At 71.6% G+C, this 19,835-nt stretch carries 18 protein-coding genes; 10 read left to right on the forward strand and 8 right to left on the reverse strand.

Translation table 11 applies throughout. The features are described from left to right. Positions 1 to 2: 2 nt before the first annotated feature. From IE182_RS15465 to IE182_RS15480, 4 genes are all read right to left on the reverse strand, one after another. On the reverse strand, positions 3 to 923 hold the full coding sequence (locus IE182_RS15465; RefSeq protein ID WP_190110388.1) for an amino acid ABC transporter permease: 921 nt from the start codon (positions 921 to 923) through the stop codon (positions 3 to 5). Further along, positions 920 to 1,570: an amino acid ABC transporter permease gene (locus IE182_RS15470; protein WP_190110389.1), complete on the reverse strand. Its 651-nt coding sequence runs from the start codon at positions 1,568 to 1,570 to the stop codon at positions 920 to 922. The genes IE182_RS15465 and IE182_RS15470 overlap by 4 nt, the downstream gene beginning before the upstream one ends. Positions 1,571 to 1,618: 48 nt before the next feature. After that, the gene (locus IE182_RS15475) at positions 1,619 to 2,542 is read right to left on the reverse strand and encodes a glutamate ABC transporter substrate-binding protein (protein WP_190110390.1); all 924 of its coding nucleotides are present in this window, start codon (positions 2,540 to 2,542) and stop codon (positions 1,619 to 1,621) included. A 211-nt stretch (positions 2,543 to 2,753) separates the two neighbouring features. Then, the gene (locus tag IE182_RS15480) at positions 2,754 to 3,530 is read right to left on the reverse strand and encodes an amino acid ABC transporter ATP-binding protein (RefSeq protein WP_190110391.1); all 777 of its coding nucleotides are present in this window, start codon (positions 3,528 to 3,530) and stop codon (positions 2,754 to 2,756) included. Positions 3,531 to 3,785: 255 nt separating this feature from the next. On the opposite strand from IE182_RS15480, the gene IE182_RS15485 reads away from it, so the two are divergent. Beyond that, the gene (locus IE182_RS15485) at positions 3,786 to 4,490 is read left to right on the forward strand and encodes a response regulator transcription factor (protein WP_190110392.1); all 705 of its coding nucleotides are present in this window, start codon (positions 3,786 to 3,788) and stop codon (positions 4,488 to 4,490) included. Between the two features lie 15 nt (positions 4,491 to 4,505). Next, positions 4,506 to 5,924, forward strand: coding sequence for a HAMP domain-containing sensor histidine kinase (locus tag IE182_RS15490; protein WP_190110393.1), 1,419 nt, complete (start codon positions 4,506 to 4,508; stop codon positions 5,922 to 5,924). A gap of 49 nt (positions 5,925 to 5,973) precedes the next feature. Here the strand turns inward: IE182_RS15490 and IE182_RS15495 are convergent, their stop codons facing one another. Then, complete coding sequence (locus IE182_RS15495) at positions 5,974 to 6,972, reverse strand: TAXI family TRAP transporter solute-binding subunit (RefSeq protein WP_190110394.1); 999 nt, start codon at positions 6,970 to 6,972, stop codon at positions 5,974 to 5,976. A 141-nt stretch (positions 6,973 to 7,113) separates the two neighbouring features. Here IE182_RS15495 and miaB point away from each other — a divergent pair, with 141 nt between their 5' ends. Continuing rightward, positions 7,114 to 8,610, forward strand: a complete 1,497-nt coding sequence (gene miaB, locus IE182_RS15500) for a tRNA (N6-isopentenyl adenosine(37)-C2)-methylthiotransferase MiaB (RefSeq protein ID WP_190110395.1) — start codon at positions 7,114 to 7,116, stop codon at positions 8,608 to 8,610. A 92-nt stretch (positions 8,611 to 8,702) separates the two neighbouring features. Then, positions 8,703 to 9,425 carry a class III extradiol dioxygenase subunit B-like domain-containing protein gene (locus IE182_RS15505; RefSeq protein ID WP_190110396.1) on the forward strand — a complete coding sequence of 241 codons (723 nt, stop codon included), beginning with the start codon at positions 8,703 to 8,705 and terminating at the stop codon, positions 9,423 to 9,425. Between the two features lie 117 nt (positions 9,426 to 9,542). Here the strand turns inward: IE182_RS15505 and IE182_RS15510 are convergent, their stop codons facing one another. Both IE182_RS15510 and IE182_RS15515 read right to left on the reverse strand, forming a co-directional pair. After that, positions 9,543 to 9,788, reverse strand: coding sequence for an antitoxin (locus tag IE182_RS15510; protein ID WP_190110397.1), 246 nt, complete (start codon positions 9,786 to 9,788; stop codon positions 9,543 to 9,545). 31 nt (positions 9,789 to 9,819) lie between these two features. Further along, on the reverse strand, positions 9,820 to 10,074 hold the full coding sequence (locus IE182_RS15515) for a hypothetical protein (protein ID WP_190110398.1): 255 nt from the start codon (positions 10,072 to 10,074) through the stop codon (positions 9,820 to 9,822). A 183-nt stretch (positions 10,075 to 10,257) separates the two neighbouring features. Between IE182_RS15515 and miaA the strand changes: the two genes are divergently transcribed. The 6 genes from miaA (at position 10,258) to hflX (ending at position 18,328) form a co-directional block, all read left to right on the forward strand. Further along, entirely contained in the window at positions 10,258 to 11,196 is a 939-nt protein-coding gene (miaA, locus tag IE182_RS15520) for a tRNA (adenosine(37)-N6)-dimethylallyltransferase MiaA (RefSeq protein WP_190110399.1), read from the forward strand. A gap of 106 nt (positions 11,197 to 11,302) precedes the next feature. Next, positions 11,303 to 11,788 carry a hypothetical protein gene (locus IE182_RS15525; RefSeq protein ID WP_190110557.1) on the forward strand — a complete coding sequence of 162 codons (486 nt, stop codon included), beginning with the start codon at positions 11,303 to 11,305 and terminating at the stop codon, positions 11,786 to 11,788. A 64-nt stretch (positions 11,789 to 11,852) separates the two neighbouring features. Next, entirely contained in the window at positions 11,853 to 12,743 is an 891-nt protein-coding gene (dapF, locus tag IE182_RS15530) for a diaminopimelate epimerase (protein ID WP_190110400.1), read from the forward strand. Positions 12,744 to 12,911: 168 nt separating this feature from the next. Next, entirely contained in the window at positions 12,912 to 15,062 is a 2,151-nt protein-coding gene (locus tag IE182_RS15535) for a RelA/SpoT family protein (RefSeq protein WP_190110401.1), read from the forward strand. A gap of 156 nt (positions 15,063 to 15,218) precedes the next feature. Further along, on the forward strand, positions 15,219 to 16,688 hold the full coding sequence (locus IE182_RS15540) for a M1 family metallopeptidase (protein WP_190110402.1): 1,470 nt from the start codon (positions 15,219 to 15,221) through the stop codon (positions 16,686 to 16,688). Positions 16,689 to 16,825: 137 nt separating this feature from the next. Then, positions 16,826 to 18,328 (forward strand): GTPase HflX, encoded by a 1,503-nt coding sequence (gene hflX / locus IE182_RS15545; protein WP_190110403.1) that lies wholly within the window; start codon positions 16,826 to 16,828, stop codon positions 18,326 to 18,328. A 114-nt stretch (positions 18,329 to 18,442) separates the two neighbouring features. Here hflX and IE182_RS15550 read toward each other — a convergent pair whose 3' ends face one another. Next, positions 18,443 to 19,645 carry a trypsin-like serine peptidase gene (locus IE182_RS15550; RefSeq protein ID WP_190110404.1) on the reverse strand — a complete coding sequence of 401 codons (1,203 nt, stop codon included), beginning with the start codon at positions 19,643 to 19,645 and terminating at the stop codon, positions 18,443 to 18,445. Positions 19,646 to 19,835 lie beyond the last annotated feature (190 nt).

The raw sequence follows: 19,835 nt of genomic DNA on the forward strand, positions 1-19,835 counted from the left end.
ACTCACTGGTTGTCGGGCGTTCCCGCGCCGGAGGCGCCCGGGTCCACCCCGGCGGCGCCGTGTGCGGCATCGGTCATGACGGTTGCGCTGGTGGCCGGCATCGGCGGCGGACTGCCCTTGCGCGAGCGCTTCGTGCGCCGTTCGACCCAGGTGGCGACGGAGGACAGCGCCAGACACAGCAGGATGTAGATCGAGCCGAAGACGATCACCATCGGGATGAAGGCGTAGACGCCGTTCACGGGCGGGGTCTGCTGGGCGAACGCCTTTCCGACGAACAGCAGCTCCTCGTACAGGATGATGAATCCCAGTGAGGTGTCCTTGAGGGTCACCACCAGCTGGCTGATGATCGACGGAAGCATCGACCGGACGGCCTGCGGCACGAGGACGTTCGTCATGACCTGCGTCTTGCGCAGCCCGATCGCGTACGCCGCCTCGCTCTGCCCCTTGGGCACGGCGTTGATGCCGGACCGGAAGATCTCCGCCTGCACGGAGCCGTTGTAGAGCGTCAGCCCGATCACCAGGGCCCACATGGGGTCCGAGGTGAACACCGCCGCGTACAGCAGGAAGATCATGATGAGCAGCGGCATGGCCCGGAAGAACTCCACGGCCACCGTCGCCGCCCAGCGGACGGGCTTGTGGTCGGAGAGCCGTGCCGTGGCCAGCACCGTGCCCAGCAGCAGGGAGAGCACCGCCGCGATGGCGAAGGTCTTCAGCGTCGTCAACAGGCCGTCGACGATGCGCTGCTGGGTGTCGGCGTACTCGTAGTCGTCCCACAGCCCCGCCTGGAACTGGCCGGTGTCGTCCAGTCGGTAGACGACGAAGGCGAGCAGGCCGACGATGGCCACGGTGGAGACGACGCCGTAGACCCGGTTGCGGGCCCGTGCCCGGGGGCCGGGCACGTCGTAGAGGACGCTGCCGCTCATCGGGCCACCGCCAGTCGGTTTTCCAGCAGCCGGAAGAGGCCGCTGATGGTGAACGTGATGATGATGTAGCAGAGCGCGATCCAGGCGAAGATCACATAGATGTCGTAGCCCGAGGCGGCGTTGAGCGTCTTCTGCACGGAGCCGAGCTCGGTGACGTTGAAGCCCGAGGCGATCGCCGTGTTCTTCGCCAGGGCGATCATCAGGCTCCCGATGGGCGGGATCGCCGTCCGGGCCGCCTGCGGCAGGACGATCTGCCCCAGGGTCTGGTTGAAGGTCATCCCGAGGGAACGGGCCGCCTCCGCCTGGCCCACCGGCACGGTGTTGATGCCGGAGCGGATGGCCTCGCATATGAAGGCCGAGGTGTAGCACCCCAGGGCCATCACGGCGAGCCAGAAGGAGTCCCACCCCTTCAGGCCGAGCGCGGGCAGCCCCAGGGTGACGGCCAGGAACAGCAGCACCAGCGGGGTGTTGCGCAGCAGCGTCACCCATACGGTGCCGAAGACGCGCAGCGCGGGCACCGGAGAGACGCGGAACGCCGCGACCAGGGTGCCCAGCACCAGGGCGAGCAGCGCGCTGAGCGCCGTCAGTTCGACGGTGCCGACGAAACCTTCGCGGAACATCGCGAAGTTGTCCGACAGAACGTTCAAGTCACTTCTCCGGGAATCGCGTGGCGGTCATACGGCACCGATTGCCGGTCAGTAGCGCTGGATCGCGGGCGGCGTCGCGGACGACCCGGACAGGCCCAGCGTGGCGTCGTACGCCTTCTTCCAGTCGCCGTTCTGCACGTGCGCTTCGAGGGCCTTGTTGACCGCCTCGCGCAGCGCCGCGTCCTCCTTCTTCAGGCCGATGCCGTAGGGCTCCTTGGAGAAGGGGTTGCCGACGACCTTCAGGGCGCCCTTGTTCTCGGCCGCGTAGCCCTTGAGGATCGAGTCGTCCGTGGTGACCGCGTCGACCGAGCCGTTGACCAGGTCCTGCACGCAGAGCTGGTAGCCCTGCTGGGCCTTGGCCTCGGCGACGCCGTACTGGGGCTCCTTGATCCGCTTGAGCGGGGTGGAACCGGTCGCCGAGCAGACCTTCTTGCCCTTGAGGTCGTCCGGGCCCTTGATGCTGCTGTCCGCCTTGACGAGCAGGTCCTGGCCGGCCTCGTAGTACGGGCCGGCGAAGCCGACCTGCTTCTTGCGCTCGTCGTTGATCGTGTACGTGCCGACGTAGAGGTCGACGCCGCCGCTGGCGATCTGCGTCTCGCGCGCCTCGGAGGGCACGGTCTTGAACTTGATGTGCGCCTCGTCGAAGCCGAGGTCCGCCGCGATCATGCGGGCGATCTCCACGTCGAAGCCCGAACGCTTCTTGGTGCCGGGGTTCTCGTAGCCGAGGCCGGGCTGATCGGCCTTGGTGCCGATCGTGATCTCCTTGCCCTTGATCTTCTCGAAGACCGGGGAGTCCTTGACGTCGGCGGCGGTGTTCACCTTGTACGCCGGCAGCGCCGACGCCGACGCGCTGCCGCTCGCCTTGTCGCCGTCCTTGGTGTCGTCGGGGCTGCCCGACTTGCCGCAGGCGGTCGCGGTCGCGGCGAGCGCCAGCACCACGGCGGCCGCTGCGGCGGTGTTGCGGAGCTTCATGAAGAACATCCTTTGCGTCTGCGCCTGCGGGGCGTCGGGTGGCGGTGTGGCGGCAAAACCATGGGAATCGACAGAAATCAAGAGAAAAAAGTCGATAGAAAAGGGTGTGAAGGGAAAGCGGGCGGGAAGCGGTCGGCGCATCCGGCCCGGCCCGGCCGGATCGACGATCCGGCCGGCGCGGTGAGACGGGGTGGGGCAGAGCGGGGCGGGCTCAGTGGTGCAGGATCTTCGACAGGAAGTCCTTGGCCCGGTCGCTGCGCGGGTTGTTGAAGAACTGGTCCGGCTGCGCCTCCTCGACGATCCGGCCGTCCGCCATGAAGACCACGCGGTTGGCGGCGGAGCGCGCGAAGCCCATCTCGTGGGTGACGACGACCATCGTCATCCCGTCCCGTGCGAGCTGCTGCATGACCTCCAGCACCTCGTTGATCATCTCCGGGTCGAGCGCGGACGTCGGCTCGTCGAAGAGCATCACCTTCGGGTCCATCGCCAGCGCACGGGCGATGGCCACGCGCTGCTGCTGGCCGCCGGAGAGCTGCGCGGGGTACTTGTCCGCCTGTGCGCCCACCCCGACCCGGTCGAGCAGCGCCCGGGCCGTGGCCTCCGCCTCCTTGCGGTCCTTGCGGCGGACCTTCACCTGCCCCAGCACCACGTTCTCCAGCACGGTCTTGTGCGCGAAGAGGTTGAAGGACTGGAAGACCATGCCGACGTCGGCACGCAGCCGGGCCAGCTCCCTGCCCTCCTGGGGCAGCGGCTTCCCGTCGATGGTGATCGAACCGGAATCCGTCGTCTCCAGCCGGTTGATCGTGCGGCACAGCGTCGACTTGCCGGACCCCGAAGGCCCGATGACGACCACGACCTCGCCGCGGGCGATCGTCAGGTCGATGTCCTGGAGCACATGCAGCGCGCCGAAGTGTTTGTTGACCTTGCTCAGGACGACCAGTGCGTCCGCGGCGGGCGCCACGTCCTTGGTCACCGATACCTCGCTCATCGGCGTTCCTCGCTCCGTCCTCCTCGATTGGGGTGGACCTTAATGAGCCGCAACGACCAGCGTCATTACATCTGAGCTGAAATTGAGCATAACGATCCGGCTTCAAGCGGACACTCTGCGTCAACACGCGCGCGAGGGGTCCACGGGCGTACCGGCTGCATAACGGAACCCGTTCCACGGGCAGGAACCCCTTGACGCGGGCGGCGGTCATCAGCGTGGATGCGGTGTTGCCGCACCTGCGCCCGGAGGGGGCCGATGAGACTGCTGCTCGTGGAGGACGACGACCATGTCGCCGCCGCCCTGTCGGCCGTGCTGGCCCGGCACGGGTTCCACGTCACGCACGCCCGGAGCGGCGAGGAGGCACTGCAGGCCCTGCTGCCGGACGTCGGCGCCCCGTTCGGCGTCGTCCTGCTCGACCTCGGCCTGCCCGACCAGGACGGGTTCGAGGTCTGCGGCAAGATCCGCAAGCGCACGGCCACGCCCGTCATCATGGTCACGGCCCGCTCCGACACCCGCTCGAAGATCCACGGCCTGAACCTCGGAGCCGACGACTACGTCGTCAAGCCCTACGACACGGGAGAGCTGCTCGCCCGCATCCACGCCGTCGCCCGGCGCACCCCGCACACCGAGGGCGCGCCCGGCCAGCAGCCCGAGGCCGACGGCCCGAACGCCCTGCTCCTGGGCCCCCTGACCATCGAGGTCCCCAACCGGCGGGTGTCCGTGGACGGCGCCGCCGTCCCCCTCACCCGCAAGGAGTTCGACCTGCTGGCGCTGCTCGCCCAGCGGCCCGGCGTGGTCTTCCGCCGCGAACAGATCATCAGCGAGGTGTGGCAGACCAGTTGGGAGGGGACCGGGCGCACCCTGGAGGTGCACATCGCCTCGCTCCGCTCCAAGCTGCGGATGCCCGCGCTGATCGAGACGGTCCGCGGCGTCGGCTACAAAATCGTCGTCCCGGCGTGAGGACAGTACGAGCCCGTGCGCACCCGACTCCTCCCCCTGCTCATCGTCCTCATGGCGGGCGTCTTACTGGCCCTCGGCTTCCCCCTCGCCGCCGGCATGGCGGCCGTGGAACAGCAACAGGTGGTCGTCGACCGCATCGACGACACCGCCCGGTTCGCCTCCCTCGCCCAGTACGTCACCGCCCAGCCCTTCGAACCGGCCGACCAGGCCGACGGACGGTTCCTGACGCTCCGCTCCGAGCTGGACCGGTACGAGGACCTCTACGGCATAAGAGCCGGTGTCTTCTACCGCAGCGGCAAGGCCATGGCCGCCGCCCCCGCCGACTGGGCCCTGCCGCCCGAGGGGGAGGGCAGGCGGGCCTTCCAGGAGGCGCTCGCCGGGCGGCGCAGTCGGGACCCCGGCCAGGTGTGGCCCTGGCGGCACAGCCGCCTCACCGTCGCCTCGCCCGTCATCCGTGACGGTGACGTCGTCGCCGTCGTGGTCACCGAATCACCCACCGGACAGCTGCGCTCCCGCATCCTCCACCAGTGGCTGCTGCTCGCCGCCGGCGAGACCGCCGCCATGCTCGTCGCGGTGGGAGCGGCCTTCCGGCTCACCGGCTGGGTGCTCAAGCCCGTACGCACCCTCGACGTCGCGGCCCACGACATAGCGACCGGCCGGATGAACTCCCGCGTGGCGGCCGACAGCGGACCGCCCGAACTGCGCCGCCTGGCCCGCTCGTTCAACGAGATGGCCGACAACGTCGAGAACGTCCTGGACCAGCAGCGCGCCTTCGTCGCCGACGCCTCGCACCAGCTGCGCAACCCCCTGTCCGCCCTGTTGCTGCGCATCGACCTGCTGGCCCTCGACCTCCCCGAGGGGCACGGCGAGGTCGCCTCCGTCCAGGCCGAGGGCAAACGGCTGGCACGGGTCCTGGACGACCTTCTCGACCTGGCGCTGGCCGAGCACGACCCCGGCGACCCCCAGCTCACCGACATAGCCGAGATCGTCACCGACCGGGTGGGCGCCTGGTCGCCGGTCGCCGACCGGGAGCGGGTCTCCCTCACCTACCGCGGCCCGGCCGCCGCGACCGGCTGGGCCGATCCCATAGCCCTCTCCAGCGCCCTCGACGCGGTCGTCGACAACGCCCTGAAGTTCACCCCCGAGCACGCGCGCGTGGAGGTGACCGTCGGCGTCGACGGCGACCGTGTGCACATCGCCGTCGCCGACGGCGGCCCCGGCCTGACCGAGGAGGAGCTCACCCGCATCGGCGACCGCTTCTGGCGCAGCAACCGCCACCAGAACGTCTCCGGCTCGGGGCTCGGCCTGTCCATCTCGCGGGCCCTCCTCGCCGCGACCGGCGCCACGCTCTCGTACGAGCACAACCGCCCCACCGGGCTGCGCGCCACCATCGTCGTGCCCCGCGACGGCGGGCCCGCCGCGCACGACGGCTGAGACGCGACGGCTGCGGCACGACGGCCAAGACGCGTCGCCGGGCGGAGGTTTACGGCTTGATCGACACGTAATAGCGACGGGCGCCGTCGTGCAGGGGGAGCGGGTTGGTGAAGACGGCCGTCCGCAGGTCCACCTTCTGCGCGGCATGGATCTTGACGCCGATGCGGTCACGGCTGCGTATCACCGTGCGGGTGATGCTCTCCGTGAGGTCGGCGTCGGTGTCGTCGAGGGTCACGAGGAGGTTGGCGACCGCGACCGTCTTGACCACCTGGGTGGCGCGCAGCTCCGGATAGGCGTCCGCCGGCATCATCGCGGCCCGGTAGAAGCGCGTCTCCGCCCCCATGGCGTGCAGGTCGCCGATCAGGTCGCCCAGCTGCACCAGCCGGATCGGCAGCCGCCGCCCCAGGGACTGCACGGCGGTCGTCGGCAGCCCGCCGGACCAGAAGAAGGCGTCGATCTCGCCCTTCTCCAGCAGCCCCGGCATCCGGTCGATGCCCACCCGCACGGGGGTGATGTCCGTCGTGAGGTCCAGCCCCGCGGCCTTCAGCAGCCGCTTGGTGATCAGCTGCACGCCGGAGCCGTTCGCCCCCACGCCCACCCGCAGCCCCTTGAGGTCCCGTGTCGACTCCACGGGCGAGTCCTTGCGCACCACCAGCTGCATGTAGTCGTCGTACAGCCGCGCGCACGCGCGCAGTCGCTCCGCGCCCGGCTGCCGGTTCTCCCGGTAGGTCGCCACCGCGTCCGCGGTGGCGATGGTGAAGTCCACACTGCCGCTCGTCAGCTGCCGCAGGTTGTCCAGCGAGCCCTGGCTGCGCCGCAGCTCCACCTCCAGGGCCGGCAGGTCCTGGCCCAGGTCCTCCTTGAGAAGGGCGCCGTACTTGGCGTAGACCCCGGTCGGCACGCCCGTCGCCACCGTGATCCGGCCGCTGGGCGACGGCCCCGCGTCCGGCGGCAGCAGCCACCACATGAGCAGCGCGAGCACGGCGGCGGCCACCGCACCCGTCCGCACGGTGCGGCGCCTGCCGGGGCGCGGAAGTCGGGGGGCCATGGGCGGATCCTGCCAGCCCGCTCCCGCGCGGGCCAGGGTTCGCGCGAGAGACGGACGGACGGTATGGAACGGGGCCGGGGCCCGGGAGGCAAGAACGGAGGAGCGGTCTGTCGGGGCGACCACGTACCCTGGTCGATTGAGATGAGTGCGAAGACATACGAGGTGCGCACCTACGGGTGCCAGATGAACGTCCATGACTCCGAGCGGCTGTCCGGCCTGCTGGAGGACGCGGGCTACGTCCGCGCGCCCGAGGGCACCGCCGAAGGCGACGCCGACGTCGTCGTCTTCAACACCTGCGCGGTGCGGGAGAACGCCGACAACAAGCTGTACGGCAACCTCGGCCGGCTGGCCCCGATGAAGACGAAGCGGCCCGGCATGCAGATCGCCGTCGGCGGCTGCCTCGCCCAGAAGGACCGCGACACGATCGTCAAGCGGGCCCCCTGGGTCGACGTCGTCTTCGGTACCCACAACATCGGCAAGCTGCCCGTGCTGCTGGAGCGCGCCCGCATCCAGGAAGAAGCACAGGTCGAGATCGCCGAGTCGCTGGAGGCGTTCCCCTCGACGCTGCCCACGCGGCGCGAGAGCGCGTACGCGGCCTGGGTCTCCATCTCCGTCGGCTGCAACAACACCTGCACGTTCTGCATCGTCCCGGCGCTGCGCGGCAAGGAGAAGGACCGCCGCACGGGCGACATCCTCGCCGAGATCGAGGCGCTCGTCGCCGAGGGCGTCAGCGAGATCACCCTGCTCGGCCAGAACGTCAACGCCTACGGCTCCGACATCGGCGACCGCGAGGCGTTCTCCAAGCTCCTGCGCGCCTGCGGGAAGATCGAGGGCCTGGAGCGGGTCCGCTTCACCTCCCCGCACCCCCGCGACTTCACCGACGACGTGATCGCCGCGATGGCCGAGACGCCCAACGTGATGCACCAGCTGCACATGCCGCTGCAGTCCGGCTCGGACACGGTGCTCAAGGCGATGCGCCGCTCGTACCGCCAGGAGCGCTTCCTCGGCATCATCGAGAAGGTGCGCGCCGCCATGCCGGACGCCGCCATCTCCACCGACATCATCGTGGGCTTCCCCGGCGAGACCGAGGAGGACTTCGAGCAGACCATGCACGTGGTGCGCGAGGCCCGCTTCGCCAACGCCTTCACGTTCCAGTACTCCAAGCGCCCGGGCACCCCGGCGGCGACCATGGAGGGGCAGATCCCCAAGGAGGTCGTGCAGGCGCGCTACGAGCGCCTGGTGGCCCTCCAGGAGGAGATCTCCTGGGACGAGAACAAGAAGCAGGTCGGCCGCACGCTCGACGTCATGGTCGCCGAGGGCGAGGGCCGCAAGGACGGCGCCACCCGCCGCCTGTCGGGCCGTGCCCCCGACAACCGCCTCGTGCACTTCACCCAGCCCGAGGAGCCGGTCCGCCCGGGCGACGTGGTGACCGTCGAGATCACCTACGCCGCCCCGCACCACCTGCTCGCCGAGGGTCCCGCCAAGGCCGTGCGCCGCACGCGCGCGGGCGACGCGTGGGAGAAGCGCACCGCCGCCGCGGCCGCCAAGCCGGCCGGTGTCATGCTCGGCATCCCGACGATCGGCGCCCCGGCGCCGACGCCCGCCCCCGCGGCCCCCGGCTGCGGCGGCTGCGAGTGACACCACCCCCGTCGGCCAGCACTGGCTGAACCTGCGCCCCGCCGTGGGCCCGCTCAAGCAGCGGGCGCACGGCGGGGCGTATCGTTCCCGCCATGCTCGTCGCCGCCGCCGTATGCCCCTGCCCGCCGCTCCTCGTGCCCGAGGTGGCCGCGGGCGCCGCACCCGAACTGGACGGCCTGCGCGCCGCCTGCCTGGACGCCGTGGCCGTGCTGGCGGCCGCCCGCCCGGACCGGCTCGTCGTCCTGGGCTCCGCCGACGTGACCGGCCGCGGGCCGTATCCACAGGGCGCCCCCGGCTCCTTCCGCGGCCTGGGCGTCGACCTGGACGTACGACTCGGCAAGGCCCCCCAGGACGTCAGCGCCGCCGATGGCCGCGCGTTGCCGCAGTCCCTGGCCGTCGCGGCCTGGCTGCTGGAGCGCACGCAATGGACGGGCGCACCCGTCGAGGGCCTGGGCGTCGGCGAGGAGCTGGAGCCCGAACGCTGCCTGGCCGCCGGCCGGGAGCTGGCCGGCTCCGCGGAGCGGCTCGCGCTGCTGGTGATGGGCGACGGCAGCGCCTGCCGGACGGTGAAGGCCCCCGGTTACCTCGACGAGCGGGCCGAACCCTTCGACGCGATGGCGGCGAGGGCGCTGGGCGCCGCGGACACCGCCGCGCTGGCGGCGCTGGACGCGGAGCTGGCGTACGAGCTGAAGGCCGCCGGCCGCGCGCCCTGGCAGGTGCTGGCGGGCGCGGGTGAGGGCGCCGGGCTGAGCGGAGCGCTGCTGTACGACGAGGCGCCCTACGGCGTGGGGTACTACGTCGCCGGCTGGTCCTAGCCGGCTTCCCGGCGCCCGGCAGGGCCCCGGGAACGGCGACGGCCGTGGAGCACGCTCCACGGCCGGTCGCCGATGATGAGGGATCAGGAGGACTCGGGACGACGGATCAGCCGGGCGTCACGGAGTCCTGGAGTCCGTACCGCCGCTCTTGCCGTCCTTCTCGGCGAGGCGGCCGAGGGCGTCCTTGGCCTTGCCCGTGCCGGTCCGGATCTGGCTGCTGTACTTCCCCTTGGTCTTCGCGTCGACCACCTGCGCGGCCTTCTCCAGCCCGTGTTCGATCCTGCCCTCGTGCTGCTGGGCGAAGTCCTCGACCTTGCCCTTCAGCGGGCCGAGCTTGGCCTTGAGATTGTCCATCAGGCCCATGGTGACCGCCCCTCGTCCTACTGTGCCGAAACTACTTGCGGGCGCCCTCACCGGCCTCGCTGTCGGCCGCCTTCTCCGCGGACTGCTGCTTGGGGATCTCGACTCCCTCCGCAGCCTCCTCCGCGGCGTCCTCGGCCTCGGCCTCGGCCGTCGTCTCCTCCGGCTTCGCCTCGGCCGTCTCGGCGGCGTCGGTCGATTCCGCCGTCCGAGTGGCAGTCGCGGCCTCTTCCGTTGACGCCGAGGACTTCGACGACGACCTGCCGAGAAGCCTTGCAAACACGCCCATATCTACTCCATTACCTTACTGGTGTGAGCGAAATCCCGCGTCGCCCGGGGCGTCCCATGGCGCCTTCGGCGGGCACCGGTCCGCGAACCGGCTCTCGGAACCTCGCAACAGGCAACGAACCCATCGGCGTCGCGTCACGTCGCTCGTTCGTGGGGCGTGCCGGAGGTTTGGGACACTGATCAGGTGAGAAACGCAGCTCCCGCACCTCGGGTCATCGCCGTCGTCGGCCCCACCGCAGCCGGCAAGTCCGATCTCGGCGTCGCCCTCGCCCAGCACCTGGGCGGCGAGGTCATCAACGCCGACTCCATGCAGCTCTACCGGGGCATGGACATCGGCACCGCCAAACTCACCATGGCGGAGCGCCAGGGGGTGCCGCACCGCCTGCTCGACATCTGGGACGTCACGGTGGCCGCCAGCGTCGCCGAGTACCAGCGGCTGGCCCGTGCGGAGATCGACCGGCTGCTCGCCGAGGGCCGCACGCCGGTGCTCGTCGGCGGCTCCGGGCTCTACATCAAGGGCACGATCGACGCCATGGACTTCCCCGGCACCGACCCGGCCGTACGCGCCCGCCTGGAGGGCGAGCTGGAGGAGCAGGGGCCCGGCGTGCTGCACGCCCGGCTCGCCGCCGCCGACCCGGCCGCCGCCCGCGCGATCCTGCCGGGCAACGGCCGCCGCATCGTGCGCGCCCTGGAGGTCATCGAGCTCACCGGCCGCCCCTTCACCGCGAACCTCCCGGGCGAGGAGCCCGTCTACGACGCCCTGCAGATCGGCGTGGACGTCGAGCGCCCGGAGCTGGACGAGCGGATCACCGTCCGCGTCGACCGCATGTGGGAAGCGGGGCTCGTGGACGAGGTGCGCGCGCTGGAGCGCGAAGGACTGCGCGAGGGGCGCACCGCGTCGCGGGCGCTCGGCTACCAGCAGGTGCTCGACTTCCTCGCGGGGGAGTGCAGCGAGGACGACGCGCGTGCCGAGACGGTCAGGGCCACCAAGCGGTTCGCGCGCCGCCAGGACTCGTGGTTCCGGCGGGATTCCCGTGTCCACTGGCTGAGCGGGGCGGCCGACGACAGGGCGGAACTCCCCCGCCGAGCGCTGTCGTTGGTCGAACGGGCGATTACAGCCTGATCACGTGATGGCATCGGGACGCTCCGTGTGCCGTGCAGGCATCCATCGGCGTGCCATCATCGAGCTTCGATCGAGCCGTGAAGTCCGGTTGGGAGGGCGCGTGGCGATGGAGGCCGGCCCTCGTGACAGACCGCAGCAGCCGCCGCGCAGGGGACACCTCCCGGCGGTGGCCGGGGAAGAACCGGACGACTTGAGTCCGGACGGACCCGACGACTCCGACGACGCCGGGGGCATCCCCGTCGACGCCACGGTGCCCGCGTCGTTCCGGGAGCTGCGGCCGCAGCGCAGGCTGCGCGTCTGGCAGCTCGCGCCGATCGTCGTGCTCGCCGCGATCGGCTCCCTGATGTTCGCCTTCCCGCTCGCCTTCGAGTTCGGTGACGGCGGCCCCGTCGTCGCCATGCTCGGCCTGCTCCTCAGCTGCTGCGCCGCCGGCTGGGGCGTGATGGCCGCCCGCCGCGTCGGCTACACCTGGCCCGGCATGCCGCCGCGCGGCTCCGGGCGCCGCCCGGACTGGCGCTACGTCGCCGCCTACACGGCCGTCGTCGCCCTGATGGTCGTCCTCGCCGTCTGGCGCGTGGCCCGCCTGCGCTGAGCCCCGCGGCGGGCCCGGCGGTCCCGGCGGGAGCGTTGCGGACCGGTCCCCGTACCATCGAAGCGTGAGCACCGCGCAGATCGCCTTCCTCAAGGGTCACGGCACCGAGAACGACTTCGTGATCATTCCTGACTACGACGGCCTCATCGACCTGTCCCCGGCCGCGGTCGCCCAGCTGTGCGACCGGCGCGCGGGCATCGGTGCGGACGGCGTACTGCGCGTCGTGCGCTCCGCCGCACACCCCGAGGCGCGGGCCATGGCCGACGAGGCAGAGTGGTTCATGGACTACCGCAACGGCGACGGCAGCATCGCGGAGATGTGCGGCAACGGCGTCCGCGTCTTCGCGCGCTACCTCCAGCACGCCGGCCTCGCCGACGAGGGCGACCTCGCGATCGCCACGCGCGCGGGTGTGCGCCGCGCCAGTATCGCCAAGGCGGGTCCCGACGGCGTGCCGGGCGGGATCACCGTGGACATGGGCCGCGCCGTGCTCCCCGACGGCGAGGTCACCGTCACCGTCGGCGAGCGCAGCTGGCCCGCACGGAACGTCAACATGGGCAACCCCCATGCGGTCTCCTTCGTCGACGATCTCGCCGACGCCGGCAATCTGTACACCGCCCCCGCCGTCAGCCCCGCGGCCGCCTACCCGGACGGCACCAACGTCGAGTTCGTCGTCGACCGGGGCCCTCGCCACGTGGCCATGCGCGTCCACGAGCGAGGCTCCGGCGAGACCCGTTCCTGCGGAACGGGCGCCTGCGCCGTCATGGTCGCGGCCGCCCGCCGGGACGGTGCCGACCCGGCCGTCCTCGGCCACCCCGTCTCGTACACCGTCGACCTCCCCGGCGGCCGGCTGGTGATCGGCGAGAAGCCGGACGGCACGATCGAGATGACCGGGGCCGCCGTCATCGTCGCGGAGGGCGTCCTGGACGCCTCCTGGTTCGCCGCTGTCACCGCCTGAGCACAGGCCGCACCCGCAGCACACCGACACCCCGGACACCCTCGCTCGAATGGGTGATCCGTTTCACTCTGGGCGAGAGCAGGGGAGCGGTGCGTGATGGGCTCGGTAGCATCAAGCACCGGTCCGGAGGCGTGAGCCGACCGCCGGTCGAGGCTGCCGGAGGTGCCCATGAGCGCAGAGGCCACGAACGCTGGTGCTCCCGGCCGCAGGCGCGGCCGCCGCATCGACCTGAGACGGCTCGGGCGCGCCGCCCTCAGCGGCTCCGGGGCCCGCGGCCGGCTCCCTGATGCCATCGACCACGTCGCCAAGGTCCACCGGGGCCACCACCCCGGCGCGGACCTCGACATCCTGCGCCGGGCCTACGTCCTCGCCGAGTCCTCCCACCGCGGCCAGATGCGCAAGAGCGGCGAGCCGTACATCACCCATCCCCTCGCCGTCACCCTCATCCTCGCCGAACTGGGCGCCGAGACCACGACCTTGACGGCCTCCCTGCTGCACGACACCGTCGAGGACACCGAGGTGACGCTCGATCAGGTCGGCGAGCAGTTCGGCGCGGAGGTGCGCTTCCTGGTCGACGGCGTCACCAAGCTGGAGAAGGTCGACTACGGCACCGCCGCCGAGCCCGAGACGTTCCGCAAGATGCTCGTGGCCACCGGCAACGACGTCCGCGTGATGTCCATCAAGCTCGCCGACCGGCTGCACAACATGCGCACGCTCGGCGTCATGCGCCCGGAGAAACAGGCGCGGATCGCCAAGGTCACCCGCGACGTGCTGATCCCGCTCGCCGAACGGCTCGGCGTGCAGGCCCTCAAGACCGAGCTCGAAGACCTGGTCTTCGCCATCCTCCACCCCGAGGAGTACACCCGCACCCGCGACCTCGTCCACGCCCATGCCGGCCGCCCCGACCCCCTGGAGACGACGGCGGCGAACGTCCGGGCCGTGCTGCGCGAGGCGGGCATCGCCGCCGAAGTCATCGTCCGCCGACGGCACTTCGTCTCCGTGCACCGCGTGCGCCTCAAGCGCGGCGAGCTGACCGGCGCCGACCTGGGCCGGCTCCTCGTCCTGGTGGGGGAGGACGCCGACTGCTACGCCGTCCTCGGCGAGCTGCACACCTGCTTCACCCCGTTCATCTCGGAGTTCAAGGACTTCATCGCCGTACCGAAGTTCAACCTCTACCAGTCCCTGCACACCGCCGTCGCCGGCGAGGACGGGCACGCCGCCGAAGTCCTCATCCGCACCCACCAGATGCACCGCGTCGCCGAAGCCGGGGTCATCGCCCTCGGAAACCCCTACGCGGCCCCCGAGGCGCCCGACGCCGCGGACGGGGAGCGCGCCGACCCCACCCGGCCGGGCTGGCTCTCCCGGCTGCTGGAGTGGCAGCGCGCCACACCCGACCCCGACACCTTCTGGACCTCCCTCCGCGACGAGCTGGCCCAGGACCGCGAAGTGACTGTGTTCCGCGCCGACGGCGGCACGATCGGCCTGCCGGCCGGCTCCACCTGCGTCGACGCGGCGTACGCGCAGTACGGCGAGGGAGCCCACCACTGCATCGGCGCGCGGGTCAACGGCCGACTGGCCACGTTGAGCACGGTCCTGCGCGACGGCGACACCCTGCACCTGCTGATGTCCGCCGACACCGTCTCCGGCCCCTCTCCCGACTGGCTGGAGCACGCCCGCACCCCCGCGGCCCGGATCGCCATCGGCCGCTGGCTGGCCGCGCACCCCCTGCCCGACCCCGCACACCCCCTGCCCGACCCGGCCCCGCCGGCCCTGCCCGCCGTTCCGGCCCCCGTCCCCGGCCCGCCGCGGAACGCCCTCCGGGGTGCCGCCCCGGCCGCACACGGCCCGGTCGCCGTCGTCGCCGACGGGACGGTGGCCGGCGTACGGCTGGCCGGCTGCTGCACGCCCGTCCCGCCCGACGAGGTCACCGGTTTCACCGTCCGCGGCGGCACCGTCACCGTGCACCGCGCGCCCTGCCCGGTGGTCGACCGTATGGTCACCGCCGGGCGGCAGCCGGTCGAGGTGCAGTGGCGCAGCCCGGACGGCACCGGCCCCGGCGACTACCGCGTCACCCTGCGCGCCGAGTCGTTCAGCAGGCCGCACCTGCTCGCCGACCTGACCGAGGTCATTGCGGCGCTGGGTGCGGCCGTCGTCTCCGCCGCCGTGGAGCCGCCGCACGAGCAGCGCGTCCGCCACACCTACACCCTCCAGCTGCCGGACGCAGGCCGGCTCCCGGAGCTGATGCGGGCGATGCGCCGCGTTCCGGGGGTCTACGACGTCGCGCGGGCGGGGCGCTCGGTGGCACCCGCGCCGCTGTGACCTCCCGCCCCGCGCGGACCCGCCGCGTCGCCCTCGGTGCCGCACCCCGCCCGGACGGGTGATACGACACTCGTACCACCATCCGAGACGCTCGTACGGGTGGGGCGGCGCCGCGCCGCCACCGGTCGGCGGCCGGGTGTTGATAGCGGTGGAGGCATGTCGCACTCACCGGAGCGTTCCTCCCGGCGCCGGCGGTCCGCGCGCCGCGCCGCACTCCTCGCTGTCGCAGCCGCCCTGGTCCTCGGTGCCGCCGCTCCGCCGGCGCCCGGCGCGCTGGGGGTCGGCGACCGGCTCTTCCCGACCCTCGGCAACCCCGGCTACGACATCGCCGCCTACGACATCACCCTCGGCTACCGGGCCAACAACGAGCCGCTCACCGCCGTCACCAGGATCGTCGCCCGGGCCACCGACCCGCTGGAACGTTTCAACCTGGACTTCACCCACGGGACGATCTCGTCGGTCGAGGTCGACGGAGCGCCCGCCCGGTTCACCCCGGCCGACGAGGACGTGGTCGTCACCCCGGCGCATCCGGTGCCCTCGGGAGGGGCGTTCACGGTCACCGTCCACCACACCAGCGACCCCCGCGGCGATGGCGAGGGCGGCTGGGTGCACACCACGGACGGGCTGGTCATGGCCAACCAGGCCGACGCCGGCCACCGCGTCTTCCCCGGCAGCGACCATCCCTCCGACAAGGCGATGTTCACCTTCCGCGTGACCGCCCCCAAGGAGCTGACCGTCGTCGCCAACGGGCTCGCCGCCGGGCGCGAGACCAACGGCGCGACCACCACGTGGACGTACCGGACCCTGCATCCGATGGCCACCGAGCTCGCGCAGGTCGCCATCGGCCGCTCCGCCGTCCCCGAGCGCAGCGGCCCGGGTGGCCTCAAGCTGCGGGACGTCGTGCCGGCCGGCGACCAGAAGGCCCTGGAGACGTGGACGGCGAAGACGCCCGAGCACATCGCCTGGATGGAGAAGAAGGTCGGCCGCTACCCCTTCGAGACCTACGGGGTTCTCATCGCCGACGCCTCGACCGGCTTCGAGCTGGAGACCCAGACCCTCTCCCTCTTCGAACGCGACATCTTCTCCAAGCCCGGCTTCCCCGCCTGGTACATCGAGTCCGTCATGGTGCACGAGCTCTCGCACCAGTGGTTCGGCGACAGCGTCAGCCCGCGGGTCTGGTCCGACCTGTGGCTCAACGAGGGCCACGCCACCTGGTACGAGGCGCTGTACGCCGAGGAGAAGTCCGGCCGGAAGCTGGTCGACCGCATGCGCGCCGCCTACGAGCTGTCCGACCGCATGCGCGCCGACGGCGGTCCGCCCGCCGCGCCGACGCCGCCCGTGCGCGGCAAGAAGATCAGCATCTTCCGCCCGGTCGTCTACGACGGTGCCGCGCTCGTCCTCTACGCCCTGCGCCAGCGGATCGGGGCCGCTGCCTTCGACCGGCTGGAGCGCACGTGGGTGCAGCGGCACCGCGACGCGACCGCCACCACCGCCGACTTCGTCGCCCTGGCCACCGAGGTCTCCGGCCGGGACCAGTCCGCCTTCCTGCGCCCGTGGCTGTACGGGCGGCACACCCCGCCCATGCCCGGCCACCCCGACTGGAAGGCCGCCGCGAAACCCGCGTGACGATGCGGCGGCGGCGTGGGACGATCGACGGGTCGGCGAGGCGGCCGGCCCCGGGAATCTCCGGGGACCGCCGGACGTTGTCGACCCTGAAGGCCCCCGCCGCGGGGCCAGGCACGTACCCACGACGTAAGGATCAAATGACCTCCTCTTCTTCCCTTCCCCAGGACCGGCAGGACCGGCAGAGCCTCCCGGAGAGCCTTCGGGCCGACGCCCTGATGGAAGAGGACGTCGCCTGGAGCCACGAGATCGACGGGGAGCGCGACGGCGATCAGTACGACCGTTCCGAGCGCGCGGCCCTGCGGCGTGTAGCGGGACTCTCCACCGAGCTGGAGGACGTCACCGAGGTCGAGTACCGGCAGCTGCGCCTGGAGCGCGTGGTGCTGGTCGGCGTCTGGACGTCCGGCACGGTGCAGGACGCCGAGAACTCCCTCGCGGAGCTGGCGGCGCTCGCCGAGACCGCGGGCGCGATGGTGCTCGACGGCGTCGTCCAGCGCCGCGACAAGCCGGACCCGGCGACGTACATCGGCTCGGGCAAGGCGCAGGAGCTGCGGGACATCGTCCTGGAGAGCGGCGCCGACACCGTCGTGTGCGACGGTGAGCTCAGCCCCGGCCAGCTCATCCACCTTGAGGACGTCGTCAAGGTCAAGGTGGTCGACCGCACCGCCCTGATCCTCGACATCTTCGCCCAGCACGCGAAGTCCCGCGAGGGCAAGGCCCAGGTCTCCCTGGCCCAGATGCAGTACATGCTGCCCCGGCTGCGCGGCTGGGGTCAGTCGCTGTCCCGGCAGATGGGTGGTGGTGGCTCCGGCTCGTCCGGCGGCGGAATGGCCACCCGTGGCCCCGGTGAGACCAAGATCGAGACGGACCGGCGCCGGATCCGCGAGAAGATGGCGAAGATGCGCCGGGAGATCGCGGAGATGAAGACCGGCCGCGACATCAAGCGCCAGGAACGCCGGCGCAACAAGGTCCCGTCGGTGGCCATCGCGGGCTACACCAACGCCGGCAAGTCCTCGCTGCTCAACCGGCTCACCGGCGCGGGCGTGCTGGTGGAGAACGCCCTGTTCGCCACCCTCGACCCGACCGTGCGCCGGGCCGAGACGCCCTCCGGGCGGCTCTACACCCTGGCCGACACCGTCGGCTTCGTCCGGCACCTGCCGCACCACCTCGTCGAGGCGTTCCGCTCCACCATGGAGGAGGTCGGCGACTCCGACCTGATCCTGCACGTGGTGGACGGCTCGCACCCGGCGCCGGAGGAGCAGCTGGCTGCCGTGCGCGAGGTCATCCGCGACGTGGGCGCGCTCGACGTCCCCGAGATCGTGGTGATCAACAAGGCCGACGCGGCCGACCCGCTCGTGCTGCAGCGCCTGCTGCGCATAGAGAAGCACTCGATCGCGGTGTCCGCGCGGACCGGCGCGGGCATCGAGGAGCTGCTGGCCCTGATCGACGCCGAGCTGCCCCGGCCCGCGGTGGAGATCGAGGCGCTCGTTCCGTACACGCACGGTGCGCTGGTCGCGCGGGCTCACGCCGACGGCGAGGTGATCTCCGAGGAGCACACCCCGGAGGGCACCCTCATCAAGGCCCGGGTGCACGAGGAGCTCGCCGCGGAGCTCCAGCGGTACGTACCCGCCGCGCGCGCCTGACCGTACGCACACGAAGGCCCGCCCCGGATCCCCCGGGGCGGGCCTTCGTCGTCGTGCTGCCGGTCCGACCGTACGGCTGCCGGCTATCTGCTGCTGCTCGTTCTACCGCTCGTTCTACTGCTTGTTCGCGAACTTCTGGCTGAGCGCGTCGTAGACGCCCTTCGCCTCCGGGCCCAGGCGCGGACCCGCCAGCCAGGTGCTGTTGGACGGGCCGATCGAGGTGTTCGAGACCAGCACCACCTTGCCGTCGGCGCCCTTGGCGAACCAGCCGCCACCGGACGAACCACCGGTCATCGTGCAGCCGATGCGGTACATCGTCGGCTGCGACGGCTCGATGGTGAGGCGGCCCGGCTTGTCGACGCAGTCGTACATCTTCTGGCCGTCGAAGGGCGGCGCGGCCGGGTAGCCCCAGGCACCCATGCTCTGGATGGACTTCACCTGCGGGGTGCTGAAGTCGACGGTCAGGGCGTTGCCGACCGTCTCCTCAAGCGACTTGCCGTTGCCGTTCTCCGACTTCACGTGCAGCACGGAGAAGTCGTAGGGGGCGCCGGCGCCACCGGTCTCCGCACCCTGAGTGATCCACTGGGAGGACGTCTGCGCCCAGTCCGCCCACCACACGCCGTACGGGGCGACGTCCGTCACCGGCGCACTGTTGACCTGCGCGCCCGGCAGGCCCTTGTCGTTGTACGACGGCACGAAGGCGATGTTGCGGTACCAGCCGCCCTTCTTGCCGGCGTGCACGCAGTGGCCCGCGGTCCACACCATGTTGGACTTGCCGGGGTGTGCCGGGTCCTTGACGACCGTGGCCGAGCAGACCATGTGGCCCTCGGGGCTGTCGAAGAAGACCTTGCCGACCGGGGCGGCGTTGTTGTGGTACGGCAGACCGACGGCCTTGGCCTGTACCGGACGCGGCTCGGGGTCGGTGACGCCCTGGTCGCTGGCGCCGCCGCCCGGCACCGTGCCGGGAGCGCCCTGGGTGGCGAGCGTCTTGTCGCTGGAGCGCGCGTCCTTCATCGTGTCGGGCTTCCAGTGGCCCTCGATGATGGGGTTGATGAAGTCGCGGGCCTCACGCATCCACTGGTCCTTGTCCCAGTTCTTCCAGGCCCCGTCCTTCCACTTCTTCTTCCACTTCTCCAGGTCCTTGGTGGGGATCCCCTTGGGAAGGCTCGGGAGGTCGTCGCCCTTCTGGCCGGCGGACGCGCTGGGCTTGGCCTCGCCCGTGGCCTTGTCGTCGGACGGGCCGCACGCGGTGGCGGTCAGCGCCAGCGCAGCGACGAGGGCGGCGGCCGCCAGGGCCGGCCGGCGATTGGATGGCATGGAGTGGGCTCCCCCTGTGATGTGCACGCGCTCCGGGCGCATGTCCGCTCTGAGCGCGAATGTTGTGAACTTGTCATGCACCGCCCCGGCGCGGGGCGAGCGGCCCCACTATGCCGGTGCCGAGGGAGACGGGAACGGGCGGGTCCTCGGTTCCGGATGGAAGGATCTTGAACTGGGGCCGTGATCCACA

It is taken from the genome of Streptomyces cinnamoneus, from assembly GCF_014650495.1.
GTDB lineage: Bacteria > Actinomycetota > Actinomycetes > Streptomycetales > Streptomycetaceae > Streptomyces > Streptomyces cinnamoneus.

Coding starts and splice junctions, on each gene's coding strand:
- IE182_RS15465 (WP_190110388.1), bottom strand. CDS start 923: ATGAGCGGCAGCGTCCTCTACGACGTGCCCGGCCCCCGGGCACGGGCC.
- IE182_RS15475 (WP_190110390.1), bottom strand. CDS start 2,542: ATGAAGCTCCGCAACACCGCCGCAGCGGCCGCCGTGGTGCTGGCGCTC.
- IE182_RS15480 (WP_190110391.1), bottom strand. CDS start 3,530: ATGAGCGAGGTATCGGTGACCAAGGACGTGGCGCCCGCCGCGGACGCA.
- IE182_RS15485 (WP_190110392.1), top strand. CDS start 3,786: ATGAGACTGCTGCTCGTGGAGGACGACGACCATGTCGCCGCCGCCCTG.
- IE182_RS15495 (WP_190110394.1), bottom strand. CDS start 6,972: ATGGCCCCCCGACTTCCGCGCCCCGGCAGGCGCCGCACCGTGCGGACG.
- miaB (WP_190110395.1), top strand. CDS start 7,114: ATGAGTGCGAAGACATACGAGGTGCGCACCTACGGGTGCCAGATGAAC.
- IE182_RS15505 (WP_190110396.1), top strand. CDS start 8,703: ATGCTCGTCGCCGCCGCCGTATGCCCCTGCCCGCCGCTCCTCGTGCCC.
- IE182_RS15510 (WP_190110397.1), bottom strand. CDS start 9,788: ATGGGCCTGATGGACAATCTCAAGGCCAAGCTCGGCCCGCTGAAGGGC.
- IE182_RS15515 (WP_190110398.1), bottom strand. CDS start 10,074: ATGGGCGTGTTTGCAAGGCTTCTCGGCAGGTCGTCGTCGAAGTCCTCG.
- IE182_RS15525 (WP_190110557.1), top strand. CDS start 11,303: ATGGAGGCCGGCCCTCGTGACAGACCGCAGCAGCCGCCGCGCAGGGGA.
- IE182_RS15535 (WP_190110401.1), top strand. CDS start 12,912: ATGAGCGCAGAGGCCACGAACGCTGGTGCTCCCGGCCGCAGGCGCGGC.
- IE182_RS15540 (WP_190110402.1), top strand. CDS start 15,219: ATGTCGCACTCACCGGAGCGTTCCTCCCGGCGCCGGCGGTCCGCGCGC.
- hflX (WP_190110403.1), top strand. CDS start 16,826: ATGACCTCCTCTTCTTCCCTTCCCCAGGACCGGCAGGACCGGCAGAGC.
- IE182_RS15550 (WP_190110404.1), bottom strand. CDS start 19,645: ATGCCATCCAATCGCCGGCCGGCCCTGGCGGCCGCCGCCCTCGTCGCT.